Below are 12,895 nucleotides of genomic sequence, written 5' to 3'. Positions count from 1 at the left end.
CCGGCCCCACGCGAGACGCCCGAAACAATGAAGCAACTCGAGGCCATCATAGCCTGGACACCGGCCCGTTGGGCCGACCTGCGGCCCGAGACCGCCGGACAGGTGGCAGTGATGCCCCTGTCCGAGACGGAGGCGGCCAAGCGCTATGCCATGCGGGCGGGGGCGAGTTCCTCTGCTCTCGCCACGCTGACCGAGGAGGGTCGGATCGCCCGGCTGTTCATCGATTTCCAAACCCTCGTCGTCCGCGACGGGATCGACGTCCAGGCCGCGCACCGGGCCTTCCTCGCCATCGACGAGTACCGTTTCCGGATCGCCCCCGACACCGAGGGTGCCGAGTTCGAGGACCCGCCCGAGGAAGACTGACACGGCCCCTCACGCCTCAAGGACAAGCCCGATGCCCCTGTCCCGCCGCGCCCTCCTCGGCGCCGCCGCCCTCGGCCCGGTCGCGCTCCGCGCCGCCACGGCGGAGCCCGGCCTGATCCGCCGTCCGATCCCCTCCTCCGGCGAAATGCTGCCCGCCCTCGGCATCGGCACGTCGCGCCGCTACGAGGTCGAGCCGGCGCCGGAACAGGTGAAGCCCCTGCGCGAGGCGGTCGAGACCTTCGTCCGGCTCGGCGGGACGGTGATCGACACGGCGCCGAGCTACGGCACCGCCGAGGATGTGCTCGGCCTGATCCTCTCCGAGGGCGACCTGCGCTCCAAGGTCTTCCTGGCGAGCAAGGTCGATACGAAGGGCCGCGACGAGACGCGGGCCGAGTTCGCCCGCTCCCTCCAGCGCATGCGCACGGACCACCTCGATCTGGTGGCGGTCCACAACCTCATCGACACGAAGGACAATCTCGCCGTCCTGCGCGACCTGAAGGGCGAGAAGAAGCTTCGCTATGTCGGCGTCACCGTCTGGCGGGACAACCAGTTCGACGGGCTCGAGCCGGTGATGCAGGCCGAGCTGCTGGACTTCGTGCAGGTGAATTACGCCATCGACAACCGCGCCGCCGCCGAGCGCATCCTGCCGCTCGCCGCCGACAAGGGCATCGCGGTGATGATCAACGTGCCCTTCGGGCGGGATCGTCTGTTCAACGCGGTGCGCGGCAAGGAACTCCCGCCCGTGGCCAAGGAAATCGGCTGCCGGAGCTGGCCGCAATTCTTCCTGAAATACGTCCTCGGCCACCGGGCGGTGACGTGCCCGATCCCCGGAATGGCCAAGGCGTCCTACGTCGAGGACAACCTCGGCGCCGTCCACGACCCGCTGCCCGATCCCGGTCAGCGCAAGCAGATGGAGGCCTTCATCGATGCGCTCTGACATGCTCTCGCGCCGCGCGGCGCTCGTCCTCGGCGCCCTCGCGCTTACCGTAAGCCCGGCGCTGGCGCAGGAATCCGGCGGCAAGATCAAGATCGGCGTGATCGGTGGCGGCAATATCGGCGGCACGATCGGTGGGCTGTGGGTGAAGGACGGGCACGAGGTGATGTTCGCTTCGCGCCACCCCGAGAACCTGAAGCCCCTGGTGGACGAGCTCGGCGCCAAGGCGAAGGCCGGCACGCCGGAGGAGGCGATCAAATTCGCCGACGCGGTGTTCCTGGCGGTGCCCTACAAGGCCTATCCCGAGCTCTCGAAGGAGGTCGGCCCGCTCCTCAAGGGCAAGGTCGTGCTCGATGCCGGCAACGCCACCGAGCGGCGCGACGGCGAGCTTTACGCCGAGGCGCAGAAGAACGGTATCGGCGAAACATCGGCGAAGTATTTTCCCGGCGCGAAGCTGGTCCGGGCCTTCAACGCGGCGAACTACAAGATCTTCGCCAAGGCCGGCGCCAACGGCGGCAAGGACCGTGCGGGTGGGCGTATGGCGATTCCGATCGCGGGGGACGACCCGCAGGCGCTTAAGGTGGCCGAGGGCCTCGTGCGGGACGCCGGCTTCGAACCGGTGGTGGTCGGCGGCCTGAAGGATGCCGACAAGTTCGCCATGGGCTCGCCCGGCTTCGGCCACGACGTCACCGCGCCCGAACTGAAAGAGAAGCTCGGGCTCGCCAAGTGAGCGATGGGCAGGCGGCCGCGCCTCAACGCGGCCCCCTGGCACGACTCATCGACATCCGGCCCGGAGAAGGGTCGGCGCTGGCGTGGTCCTGGGCCTACATCTTCTCGATTCTCGCCGCCTACTCCGTCTTGCGGCCGATCCGTGACCAGATGGGCGTCGCGGGGGGCATCCAGAACCTGCCCTGGCTGTTCACCGCCACCCTCGTCGGGATGCTGACGCTGAACCTGCCATTCGCGTGGCTGGTGAAGCGGATGCCGCGCGCGCGGTTCGTGCCGCTCACCTACCGCTTCTTCGCCCTGAACATCGTCGGCTTCGCCGCCGCGCTCTACCTCGCGCCGCCGGACTGGGATGTGTGGATCGGCCGGGTGTTCTTCATCTGGCTGTCGATCTTCAACCTGTTCGTGGTGTCGATCTTTTGGGCGACCATCGTCGATGTCTTCACCAACGAGCAGGGGCGGCGCCTGTTCGGCTTCATCGCGGCCGGGGCGACGCTCGGCGCCATCGCCGGCTCGGCCACCACGGCGGGGCTCGCCAGGAACGTCCCAACCTGGGGGCTGATGCTCTGCGCCGTCGTGCTGCTGGAGGCGGCGGTGTTCTCGATGCACGGCCTCGCCCGGCTGGCGCAGCAGCTTCACGAGGTGCCGGGCAGCGGCAACGAGGGGACCACGCGGGACACCGCCATCGGCGGCAGCATCTGGTCGGGCATCACCCGCACCGTGGCCTCGCCCTACCTCCTCAACATCGCGCTGTTCCTGCTGCTGTTCTCGATCACCTCGACCTACCTCTATTTCGAGCAGGCGGGCATCGCGAAGCGCAGTTTCCCGGACCAGCAATCGCAGACCGCCTTCTTCGCGACCGTCGACCTCGCCGTGAACGTGCTGACCCTCGGGGTGCAGCTGCTCCTCACCGGACGGATCGTCGGGCGGCTCGGGGTGGCGGCGACGCTGGCGATCCTGCCGGTCTTCAGCGTCTTCGGCTTCGCCGCGCTGGCCTATGCGCCGACCATCGGCGTGATCGTGGGGTTCCAGGTGCTGCGCCGGGCCGGCAACTTCGCCATCGCCCGGCCGATCCGTGAGGTGCTGTTCACGGTGGTGCCGCGCGAGGACCGCTACAAGGCGAAGAGCTTCATCGATACGGTGGTCTATCGCCTGGGGGATCAGGCGGGGGCGTGGTCCTTCACCGGCCTCAGCGCGATCGGCCTCGGGGTGGCGGGGGTGTCCGGTGTCGCGGTGCCGCTGTCGGTGCTGTGGTTCGCCAACAGCCTTTGGCTCGGGCGGGCGCAGGAGAAGCGGCGTGAGGCCGACGAACAATCCTCGCCGTCATCGCGAGCGTAAGCGAAGCAATCCAGAGGCGCGCCATATTCGGATGCGGCCCGCTGCCCTGGATTGCTTCACTGCGTTCGCAATGACGATCAGCCCTCTTACACGTCGAGATTCGCTACGCTGAGCGCGTTCTCCTGGATGAACTCGCGGCGCGGCTCCACCACGTCGCCCATCAGCTTCACGAACAGGTCGCCGGCATCGGTGGCGTCCTTCACCTTCACCTGCAGCAGCGAGCGCACGTCGCGGTCCAGCGTCGTCTCCCAGAGCTGCTGGGCGGTCATCTCGCCGAGACCCTTGTAGCGCTGGAGTTGCAGGCCCTTGCGGCCGAAGGCCATCACCGCCTCGAATAGGCCGACGGGCCCGTGCAGCACCGTTTCGTCGGTCTTGCGCACCAGCGTCACCGCCTCGCCGTAGATCTCGCGGAAGGCGTCGGCACGCTCGGCCAGCCGGCGGGCCTCCTGAGAGGTCACGAGGCCGGCATCCAGCGTCGCCACCTGCTTGACGCCGCGTAGCGTCCGGCTCAGCCGGTAGCCGCCCTCGGCCACCTCGCCCTCCCAGCCCTGCTCGATTTCGTCGGCGATAGCGTCGAGGCGCTTGGCGGTCATGTCCGCCAGCACCTCGGCCTCGCCGGGGCGGTTCTCGATCTCGGGATCGAAGGCGCCGGCCAGCACGGCCTGCTCCACCACCGAGCGGTCGTAGCGGGTGTGCAGCCCCTGGAGGATGCCCCGGAAGGCCCGTGCCTCGTCCACCAGCGCCCGCAATTGCGGCCCGGCGAACTCGGCGCCCGTGGAGAGGCGCAGCACCGCGCCCTCGACGCCCTGCTCGATCAGGTAGTCTTCGAGCGCCCGCTCGTCCTTCAGGTAGATCGCCCGGCGCCCGCGCTCGGCCTTATAGAGCGGCGGCTGCGCGATATAGAGGTGCCCCCGGTCGATCAGCTCCGGCATCTGCCGGAAGAAGAACGTGAGCAGCAGGGTGCGGATGTGCGAGCCGTCCACGTCGGCATCGGTCATGATGATGATGCGGTGGTAGCGCAACTTGTCCGGGTTGAAGCCTTCCCGGTCGGTCGAGGAGCGGCCGATCCCGGCGCCCAGCGCCGTGATGAGCGTGCCGATCTCGGCCGAGGACAGCATCCGGTCGGCCCGGACGCGCTCGACGTTGAGGATCTTGCCGCGCAGCGGCAGCACCGCCTGGAAGGCGCGGTCGCGCCCCTGCTTGGCCGAGCCGCCGGCCGAGTCGCCCTCGACTAGCAGGATCTCGCACTTGGACGGATCGCGCTCCTGGCAATCGGCGAGCTTGCCGGGCAGCGAGGCGATGTCCAGCGCGCCCTTGCGGGTCACGGTCTCGCGGGCCTTGCGCGCCGCCTCGCGGGCCGAGGCCGCGAGCACGACCTTGCTCATCACCACGCGGGCCTGCTGCGGATTCTCTTCGAGCCAGGTCGAGAGGCCCTCGTTCAGGACGTTCTCGACGGCGGGGCGCACCTCGGACGAGACGAGCTTGTCCTTGGTCTGTGACGAGAATTTCGGGTCCGGCACCTGCACGGAGATGACCGCCGTCAGCCCCTCGCGGCAATCCTCGCCGGTCAGCGACACCTTCTCGCGCTTCGAGACGCCGGAGCTGTCGGCATAGCCGGTGATCTGGCGGGTCAGGGCGGCGCGGAAGCCAGCCATGTGGGTGCCGCCATCCCGCTGCGGGATGTTGTTCGTGAAGGGCAGCACCGTCTCGTTGAACGAATCGTTCCACCAGAAGGCGCATTCCACGCGGATACCGTCGCGCTCGGCGCGGACCACCACCGGGTTGGTCATGCCGTCGATCGGCTTCTTCGAACGGTCGAGGTAGCGCACGAACGCCTCGATGCCGCCGTCGTAGTACAGTTCCTCGCGCTTCTTCTCGGCATGGCGGGCATCGGTCAGGACGATGCGAACGCCGGAATTGAGGAAGGCCAGCTCACGCAAGCGCTTTTCCAGCGTCGGATAATCGAACTCGATCATCGTGAAGGTGTCGGTGGAGGGTAGGAAGGTTACTTCCGTGCCCTGCCGGCCGCCGCCGGGTCCGATCACCTTCAGCGGCGCCACCGCGTCCCCGTGGCGGAACTCCATCGCGTGCTCGGTGTCGTTACGCCAGATCCGCAAGCGCAGCCACTGCGAGAGGGCGTTCACCACCGAGACGCCGACGCCGTGCAGGCCGCCGGAGACCTTGTAGGAGTTCTGGTCGAACTTACCGCCCGCGTGCAGCTGGGTCATGATGACCTCGGCCGCCGAGACGCCCTCCTCCTTGTGGATGTCGACGGGAATGCCGCGGCCGTTATCGGTGACGGTGACGGAGCCGTCGGCGTTCAGCGTCACCGTCACGAGGTCGGCGTGGCCCGCCAGCGCCTCGTCGATGGCATTGTCGACCACCTCATAAACCATGTGGTGGAGGCCGGAGCCGTCATCGGTATCACCGATGTACATTCCGGGCCGCTTGCGGACGGCATCGAGCCCCTTGAGTACACGGATCGATTCAGCGCCGTACTCGGCGGGCTGGTTCTCGGGTGTATCGGCCATGAACTTCCTCGGGCAGGCGGCGGACATCTCGCGCGGTGCGTGTACGCAGCGGAGGCGCCAGCCTGCTCATGCTTCCTGTCAGCTCCATATAGGGGTTTTGTGCTGCCGATGCACGTACTTATGGCCGGGCCATACCAGGCCGTGCACGGCCTTTCGGCAGCCTGTGGATGGGGTCGCTAAGGGGCGGTTCCAGCGCCCGGAACCACCCCCGTCTGAGTGAGCGCAGCGAAGCAATCCAGGGCAGCGCCACGTCCCGAGAGTCCGGCCGGAAAGCCGAGAACGCCCTCCGTCTTTGCGAGCGAAGCGAAGCAATCCAGGGATCCGCCACGGTTCGGGAACGTCCCGCTACCCTGGATTGCTTCGTTACTCGCAATGACTGAACGGGGTACGAGGGGTGGCGTCAGCCCTTCTCGGCAATCCCACCTGCGCTGACCGCGTCGAGACGGGTCACGGCCTCGGGCGAGAGCGTCAGGCGCGCGGCGCCCAGCAGCTCGTCCAGTTGCGCCACGGAGGTCGCGCTGGCGATGGGCGCGGTGATGCCGGGCCGGGCGATGATCCAGGCGAGCGCCACCTGGGCGGGGCTCGCCCCGTGCTCTCCCGCAACGGCGTCGAGCACGTCGAGGAGGGCGAAGCCGCGCGGGTTGAGATAGGGCGAGACCCGGTTCTCCCGCGCCCGGCCGGTGGCCGATCCCGCCTCGCGGTACTTCCCGGTGAGGAAGCCCGCCGCGAGGGAAAAGTAGCCGATGACGCCGATCTGTTCGGACCGGCACACCGGCTCCAGCTCGGCCTCGTAATCGCGGGCGGCGAGGCTGTATTCCGGTTGCAGGCACTCGTAGCGCGGCAGGCCCTTGTCCCGCGAGACCGCCAGCGCCTGCGACAGGCGGCCGGCGGCGTAGTCCGAGGCGCCGATGGCCCGCACCTTCCCCGAGCGAACGAGCCGGTCGTAGGCGGGCAGCGTTTCCTCGAACGGCACCTCGGCATCGTCGAGATGAGACTGGTAAAGATCGATCCGGTCGGTCTGGAGCAGCCGCAGCGACGCCTCGCAGGCGCGCTCGATATGGGCGGCGGACAGGCCCTTGCCGGCCTCGCCCATGTCCATGCCGACCTTGGTGGCGAGCACGATCTTGTCGCGCGCCCCCGGCCGGGCCGCGAGCCAACGGCCGATCACCGCCTCGGACTCACCGCCCTTATGGCCCGGCGCCCAGCGGGAATAGACGTCCGCCGTGTCGATGAAGTCGAACCCCTGGTCCACGAACCGGTCGAGGATCGCGAAGGACGTGGCCTCGTCCGCCGTCCAGCCGAAGACGTTGCCGCCGAGGCAGAACGGGGCGACCGTGAGGTCGGAACGGCCAATGCGGCGCTTGTCCATAGGATCAGCCCTGAAGGAAGGGATTGGAGACGCGCTCCTCGCCGAGCGTGCCGGTGGGGCCGTGGCCGGCGATGAAGGCGATGTCGTCGCCGAGCGGCAGCACCTTCTCCTTGATCGCGCGGATCAGCTGCTCGTGGTTGCCGCCGGGCAGATCGGTGCGGCCGATGGAGCCCTTGAACACCACGTCCCCGACGAGGGCGAAGCGTGCGTCGCGGCTCACGAACACCACGCTGCCGGGCGAGTGGCCGGGGCAGTGCAGGATGTCGAAGGTCAATTCGCCGACCTGCACCGTATCGCCCTGGTCGAGCCAGCGGTCGGGCGTCACCGGCCGGGCCGGTTCGAGACCGTATTGCGCCGCCGTCATTGGCAGGGAGTCGAGGAGGAACTTGTCCGCGAGGTGCGGCCCCTCGATCGGCACGCCGAGCCTCTCGCGGAGCTCGTCCGCGCCCGCCGCATGGTCGACATGGCCGTGGGTGAGAAGGATCTTCTCCACGGTCACGCCCTGCTCGGCGATGGCCGCCTGGATCCGGTCGAGATCCCCGCCGGGGTCTACCACGGCGCCGACCTTGGTGGCGTCGTCCCAGATCAGCGTGCAGTTCTGCTGAAAGGGCGTGACCGGGATGATCCCGGCGCGGGGCGTTCCAGGCATGAGGCGGGCTCGTGAATGATCGGACGATGTGTCCCTCATATAGGGCCGGATCGCCCGCCGCACCCTCGGCTGTTGCACCGTCGGCCGCCTCACCCTCCGCCGTTATTGCGAGGCGGAGCCGAAGCAATCCAGGGCGAGACCTCTCCGGATGAGGCGGTGCCGGCTGGATTGCTTCGCTCTCGCTCGCAATGACGGCGGGAGGATGCAAAAGACGGCAGAGACAGCCCCCACCACCCACGGACGCCGTGCCGGGACCGGGATCTGCGCCAGCCATGCACTCAGCGCAATGCGGGCTCGACGCACCGCGCCTTGATTGCTGCGGCGCGTCATCGTACCTGTTGCATCGCAGGAACGCGATGGCGTCGCGGTCCTGCTGCCCTTCTTGGGCGTTTCCTCCCTAGACTTCGGGCCGCTCCTTCTGGGGCGGCCTTTTTTCTGTCCGGGGCGCGGAACCTATCCGCGGCGGAGCGCGGCCACAAGCCCACCCCCTTGCGGTCCACCACGTAAGCCCGCCCATCATAAAACAGCCGCGTTGTGCACGCCCTGTTCAGGCCGGACGCCCCAACGTCCCCTGCGCCCCGCGATCCGCCGTACCGGCCTGTATGAACATCATCCTCATCAAGCTGTTCGCGACGGCCCTGACGCTCAGTCAGGTGACGACGCGGCCGGATTCCCTGCGGACGCAGTTCGACCCGGCCAAGGACGGGCCGGAGGTGGTGCGCATCCTGCGCGACGGCTGCGCCCACATGCGCAAGGCCTTCGACATCGAGGACATCAACCTCGACGACCTGATCTCGACGGCGATGGAGGATCCGACCAGCGTCGCCGGCCCATCGGCGCCGAAGATCCTGCACGGGCTCGACCTCAACGAGCTGAACACGAGCTACAAGCAGTTCTGCAAGGGTGAGGACCCGCCGAATTCGCCGTTCGATGCCAAGGCGGTCATCGAGTTCTACGACAACGCGACCAAGGACCTGCCGGCGGCCGAGACCCTGCGCGACAAGGCGCTGCCGGGGATGAGCCGCATCCTCGACGCCTCCGGCAAGCCCTTCGCGGAGACCTTCGAGCCGAACGCGCGCCGCCTCGTCGTGCCGATCACCGCCGTGCCGACCCTGGTGCAGAAGGCCTTCATCGCCGCCGAGGACAAGCGCTTCGAGAGCCACCACGGCATCGACGAGCGCGGGGTGATCCGCGCCTTCATCGCCAACCTCGCCTCGCCGGGGCGCCCGGCCGGCGGCTCCACCATCACGCAGCAGGTGGTGAAGAACCTCTCCGTCGGCGACGACGTCACCTACGAGCGCAAGATCCGCGAGATGATCGTCGCGGCGCGGCTGGAGAAGCTGCTCACCAAGCCGCAGATCCTCGGCCTCTACCTCAACGGCATCTATCTCGGCCGGGGCGCCTACGGCATCGAGATGGCGGCGCAGAGCTATTTCGGGAAGCCGGTCGGCGCCCTCACCCTGCCGGAGGCCGCCCTGCTGGCCGGCATGCCGAAGGGGCCGAACTTCTACAGCCCCGACAAATATCCCGAGCGCGCTCGCGAGCGCCGCGGCTACGTGCTCGCGCGCCTCAAGGAAGAGGGCGTCATCACCGAGGCCGAGTTGGCCAAGGCCAACGCCGCCGATCTCGGGCTGAAATCCGTCGAGATCGCGCGGCGCGATTCCGGCTTCTACCTCGTGGACTATCTCTCTCGGGAAGCCCGCACCGTGGCGGGGCTCGACAGCCTGACCTCCGCCTCCTTCACCGTGAAGGCGACGGTGAACGCACCCTTGCAGCGCGCGGTGGAAACCGCGTTGCAGGACGGTCTCGCCAACTACGAGCGCTCCACCGGCCGCCAGACGTTCACGGGCCCGGAACTGAACCTCGCCGACAGCGTCCGCCGGATCGAATCCGCCGCGCCCGCGCCGGAAGCCTCGCCCCAGGCCGCCCCGGCGGTGACGGGGGCCAAGCCCGAAGCGACCAAGCCCGAAGCGACCAAGACGACCCGCAAGGGCAAGGCCGCCCCGGCCCTCGTCGCCGGCAAGCCGGCCTGGCAGCGGGCACTGGAGAGCGCCCGGCCCTCGCTCTACGACGTGCACTGGCCCCTCGCCATCGTCCTCGACGGGGGCAAGGGCGCGGTGAAGGTCGGTCTGGAGGACGGGCGCGTCGCGACCCTCGATCCCGGCATCGCGCGCGGCAAGCTCCAGCCCTACGACGTGGTGCGGGTGAAGCTCACCGAGGGGCGCGGGACGCCCCGGGCGCAGATCCGGGTGAAGCCCACCGTCCAGGGTGCGGCCCTGGTGCTGGAGAACAAGACCGGCCGCATCCTGGCCATGGCGGGCGGCTTCTCCTACCCGATGAGCCAGCTCAACCGCGTGACCCAATCGGTGCGCCAGCCGGGCTCGACCCTGAAGCCGCTGACCTATCTCGCGGCCCTGAATGCCGGGCTGCAGCCGAACACCCTGGTGCTCGACAGCCCCGTGACCCTGCCGCCCATCGGAGGCGTCGGCGATTCCTGGTCGCCCAAGAACTACGAGGGCGGCGGCGCCGGGCCGACGACCTTGCGCCGGGGCCTCGAATTCTCGAAGAACCTCGTCACCGCGCGCCTGCTTCAGGGCGGCATCGCCCCGAAGGCACCGGACAGCCTCAAGCGCGTCTGCGACATCGCCCTCGAAGCGCAGATCTACGCCGAGTGCGAGCCCTATTACCCCTTCGTGCTGGGCGCGCAGCCGGTGCGGATGCTCGACCTCGCGGGCTTCTACGCCGCCGTCGCCAACGAGGGCGTGCGGCCGACGCCCTACGCCCTCGAATCGGTCGAGCGCGACGGCAAGCCGGTCTTCACCCATCCGAACCGCGAGCCGGTGCGGATCGGCTCGGCCGACCGGGTGGCGTTCTACCAGCTCAAGACCATGCTCCAGGGCGTGACCCAGCACGGCACCGCCGCCGCCCTCGCCAAGATCTCGAACAGCGTCGCGGGCAAGACCGGCACCTCCGAGAACGAGAACGACGCGTGGTTCGCGGGCTTCTCGAACGAGATCACCGTCGTGGTCTGGGTCGGCTACGACAACGCCGACGGCACCCGCCGCACCCTCGGGCGCGGCCAGACCGGCGGCCATGTCTCCGTGCCGATCGCCGGGGCGATCTTCCAGGCGGCCTGGGCGAACGGCGTGCCGCGCACGCCCCTGCGTGGCCCTTCCCCGGAGGCGCGGCCGCTCATCGCCGACATCGCCATCGACCCGCGCAGCGGCACGCCCGGCGCGGGCAGCTTCATCGAGCACTTCCGCACGGGCGGCGGCGGCCAGATGGCCGACACCCGCTACAAGCTGGTGCCGCGCGAGACGCTCTACGCCATGCGGCCCGATTCGAACGACGGCGATCTCGCCGGCTCGGAGGATGGCGCCGACGTGGCGGGCGACGTCTTCGGGAACATGACCGGCGAGCGCCCCCGGCCCGATCTCCTCGACCCGTTCGGCGACCGGCCGGCGCCGCAGCAGCGCAGCCGGCGGGCCGGCGCCGATTCCTACGGCTATGGCGGCACGGAGGATCCGTATCGCCCCTGGCCCGGCCAGACCAACCGTTCCCCCTTCGGCGACGACGATGCGCCTCGTCGCCCCCGGCGCCGCGATCCCGACTACCTGTTCGGCGACGATCCCGGCTACTGACGCCCGACCTTCCGTCCGAGATGACAATGCCGCGTCCGCAGAAACCTGCCGCCCTCGTTCTCGCCCTGAGCCTCGGGGCGGCGTGCCCACCCGCGCTGGCGCAGACGACGCCCGCCGCCAACACCGCGCCAGCCCCCGCCTCCGCGGGACGGATCCGCGAGGTGCCCTCGGTGGTGGCGGTCGATCCGGCGTCGCTGAAGCCGGGCGAAATCCTGTTCACCGACCATCATGACAAGGCCGGCGGGGTCGAGAGCGGGCTGATCCCCTATCTCGACTGGCTGAAGGCGCGGCCCGCCGAGGCGCAGGCGCTCTCGCCCTATCCCGGCTACAAGGAGCCCGACTACACGGTGACGCTGAACGGCGTGAGCAAGCCTCGGCACGAGACCCTGAAGGTCTATGTCGCGGAGGGCCGCTTCGTGGTGGCGCGCCCGGCCGAGGCCATCGACCTCAAGGCCTTCGCCAATCTCGGCTTCGTCCAGGCGATGGACCCGGCGATCAAGCACCGGACGATCACCCCCGCCGACGTGACGCCGACGAAGGACCCCGCCGCCGCCTTCGCGCAGCGGCCGGACAAGCCCTGGTGCGACGGTGCCTCGGCCTGCATCGAGTCGCGCTACGACCTGGAGGGCAAGCTGCCGCTCGGCGTGCGGCTCGCCAACAAGCTCGAAGAGGGCTCGGCCAAGAAGATCGCCGAGTTCGTCTCGTTCCAGAGCGAGTTGCGCCTGCTCGATCCGACCCAGGCGGCCTCGCTCACGGCGCTCACCAAGATCGAGACACCTCCGGCGGGCGGGCTCGAACAGACGATCTTCTGGGTCAACCAGATCCTGCGGTTCGGCAAGTTCCTGGCGGTGTTCCAGCCGATGCCGAACGATCCGCAGAAGACGATCGTCACCGCCTACGTCGCCCTGGCGATCAAGGGCGACGTCCTCGACCGCAAGGCCGAGTACGCGCGCGTGCCGGTGCTGAAGAACCTGCTGCCGGCGCAGGTTCTGATGGGCAAGTCGACCTTCAACACCGGCAACTCGATCAGCGCCGGGCTGCCAGTCTATGCCCGGAACCGCATCGCCGCCTTCGCGGACGCGGTGGGCAAGCGCTGAGGCTCACATGCCGCGGTTGGCGATGGTCGGCAGCGAGGGCTGCGTGTAGGCGCGGTTGACGTCGCGGCGGGTCTGCGTGCCGTTCGTGTTGCCGGATGCCCGGTAATTGTCGAGGCTGAAGGACTCGGCGAGGCCGCTGCCGCGATCGCTATCGGTGCTGGAGCACGCGCAGAGGCCCAGGGGCGCAACGATGACCGCGACGGCGGCGAGGGTAATGTGGAGAAGACGCATCGCGAACCCCGATGGG

General features: G+C 69.1%; 10 protein-coding genes. 6 read left to right on the top strand and 4 right to left on the bottom strand.

The features are described from left to right. The first annotated feature begins 27 nt into the window (after nucleotides 1–27). Genes ACS5Q7_RS07080 through ACS5Q7_RS07065 form a run of 4 tightly spaced genes read left to right on the top strand, consistent with a single transcriptional unit; the run spans nucleotide 28 to nucleotide 3,361 of the window. On the top strand, nucleotides 28–363 hold the full coding sequence (locus ACS5Q7_RS07080; RefSeq protein WP_478338714.1) for a hypothetical protein: 336 nt from the start codon (nucleotides 28–30) through the stop codon (nucleotides 361–363). A 31-nt stretch (nucleotides 364–394) separates the two neighbouring features. Continuing rightward, complete coding sequence (locus tag ACS5Q7_RS07075; RefSeq protein ID WP_478338713.1) at nucleotides 395–1,300, top strand: aldo/keto reductase; 906 nt, start codon at nucleotides 395–397, stop codon at nucleotides 1,298–1,300. After that, entirely contained in the window at nucleotides 1,290–2,027 is a 738-nt protein-coding gene (locus ACS5Q7_RS07070; protein ID WP_243958484.1) for an NADPH-dependent F420 reductase, read from the top strand. Before ACS5Q7_RS07075 ends, ACS5Q7_RS07070 begins: the two co-directional genes overlap by 11 nt. After that, nucleotides 2,024–3,361, top strand: a complete 1,338-nt coding sequence (locus ACS5Q7_RS07065; RefSeq protein WP_478338712.1) for an NTP/NDP exchange transporter — start codon at nucleotides 2,024–2,026, stop codon at nucleotides 3,359–3,361. Before ACS5Q7_RS07070 ends, ACS5Q7_RS07065 begins: the two co-directional genes overlap by 4 nt. 86 nt (nucleotides 3,362–3,447) lie before the next feature. Here ACS5Q7_RS07065 and gyrB read toward each other — a convergent pair whose 3' ends face one another. The 3 genes from gyrB to ACS5Q7_RS07050 all read right to left on the bottom strand — a co-directional run bounded on the left by gyrB (nucleotide 3,448) and on the right by ACS5Q7_RS07050 (nucleotide 7,910). Then, entirely contained in the window at nucleotides 3,448–5,892 is a 2,445-nt protein-coding gene (gene gyrB, locus ACS5Q7_RS07060; RefSeq protein WP_478338711.1) for a DNA topoisomerase (ATP-hydrolyzing) subunit B, read from the bottom strand. 400 nt (nucleotides 5,893–6,292) lie between these two features. Further along, nucleotides 6,293–7,261 carry an aldo/keto reductase gene (locus ACS5Q7_RS07055; protein WP_478338710.1) on the bottom strand — a complete coding sequence of 323 codons (969 nt, stop codon included), beginning with the start codon at nucleotides 7,259–7,261 and terminating at the stop codon, nucleotides 6,293–6,295. A 4-nt stretch (nucleotides 7,262–7,265) separates the two neighbouring features. Next, nucleotides 7,266–7,910, bottom strand: a complete 645-nt coding sequence (locus tag ACS5Q7_RS07050; protein ID WP_478338709.1) for an MBL fold metallo-hydrolase — start codon at nucleotides 7,908–7,910, stop codon at nucleotides 7,266–7,268. 602 nt (nucleotides 7,911–8,512) lie between these two features. Here ACS5Q7_RS07050 and ACS5Q7_RS07045 point away from each other — a divergent pair. Together ACS5Q7_RS07045 and ACS5Q7_RS07040 are read left to right on the top strand one after the other, a co-directional pair. Then, nucleotides 8,513–11,551 carry a penicillin-binding protein 1A gene (locus ACS5Q7_RS07045; protein WP_478338708.1) on the top strand — a complete coding sequence of 1,013 codons (3,039 nt, stop codon included), beginning with the start codon at nucleotides 8,513–8,515 and terminating at the stop codon, nucleotides 11,549–11,551. A 26-nt stretch (nucleotides 11,552–11,577) separates the two neighbouring features. Further along, nucleotides 11,578–12,648, top strand: coding sequence for a hypothetical protein (locus tag ACS5Q7_RS07040; protein ID WP_478338707.1), 1,071 nt, complete (start codon nucleotides 11,578–11,580; stop codon nucleotides 12,646–12,648). Nucleotides 12,649–12,651: 3 nt separating this feature from the next. Here ACS5Q7_RS07040 and ACS5Q7_RS07035 read toward each other — a convergent pair whose 3' ends face one another. Beyond that, the gene (locus ACS5Q7_RS07035) at nucleotides 12,652–12,879 is read right to left on the bottom strand and encodes a hypothetical protein (RefSeq protein ID WP_478338706.1); all 228 of its coding nucleotides are present in this window, start codon (nucleotides 12,877–12,879) and stop codon (nucleotides 12,652–12,654) included. Between the last annotated feature and the right edge of the window lie 16 nt (nucleotides 12,880–12,895).

This window comes from Methylobacterium sp. Gmos3 (assembly GCF_056430985.1).
This window is presented reverse-complemented; position numbering and strand designations above follow the sequence as displayed.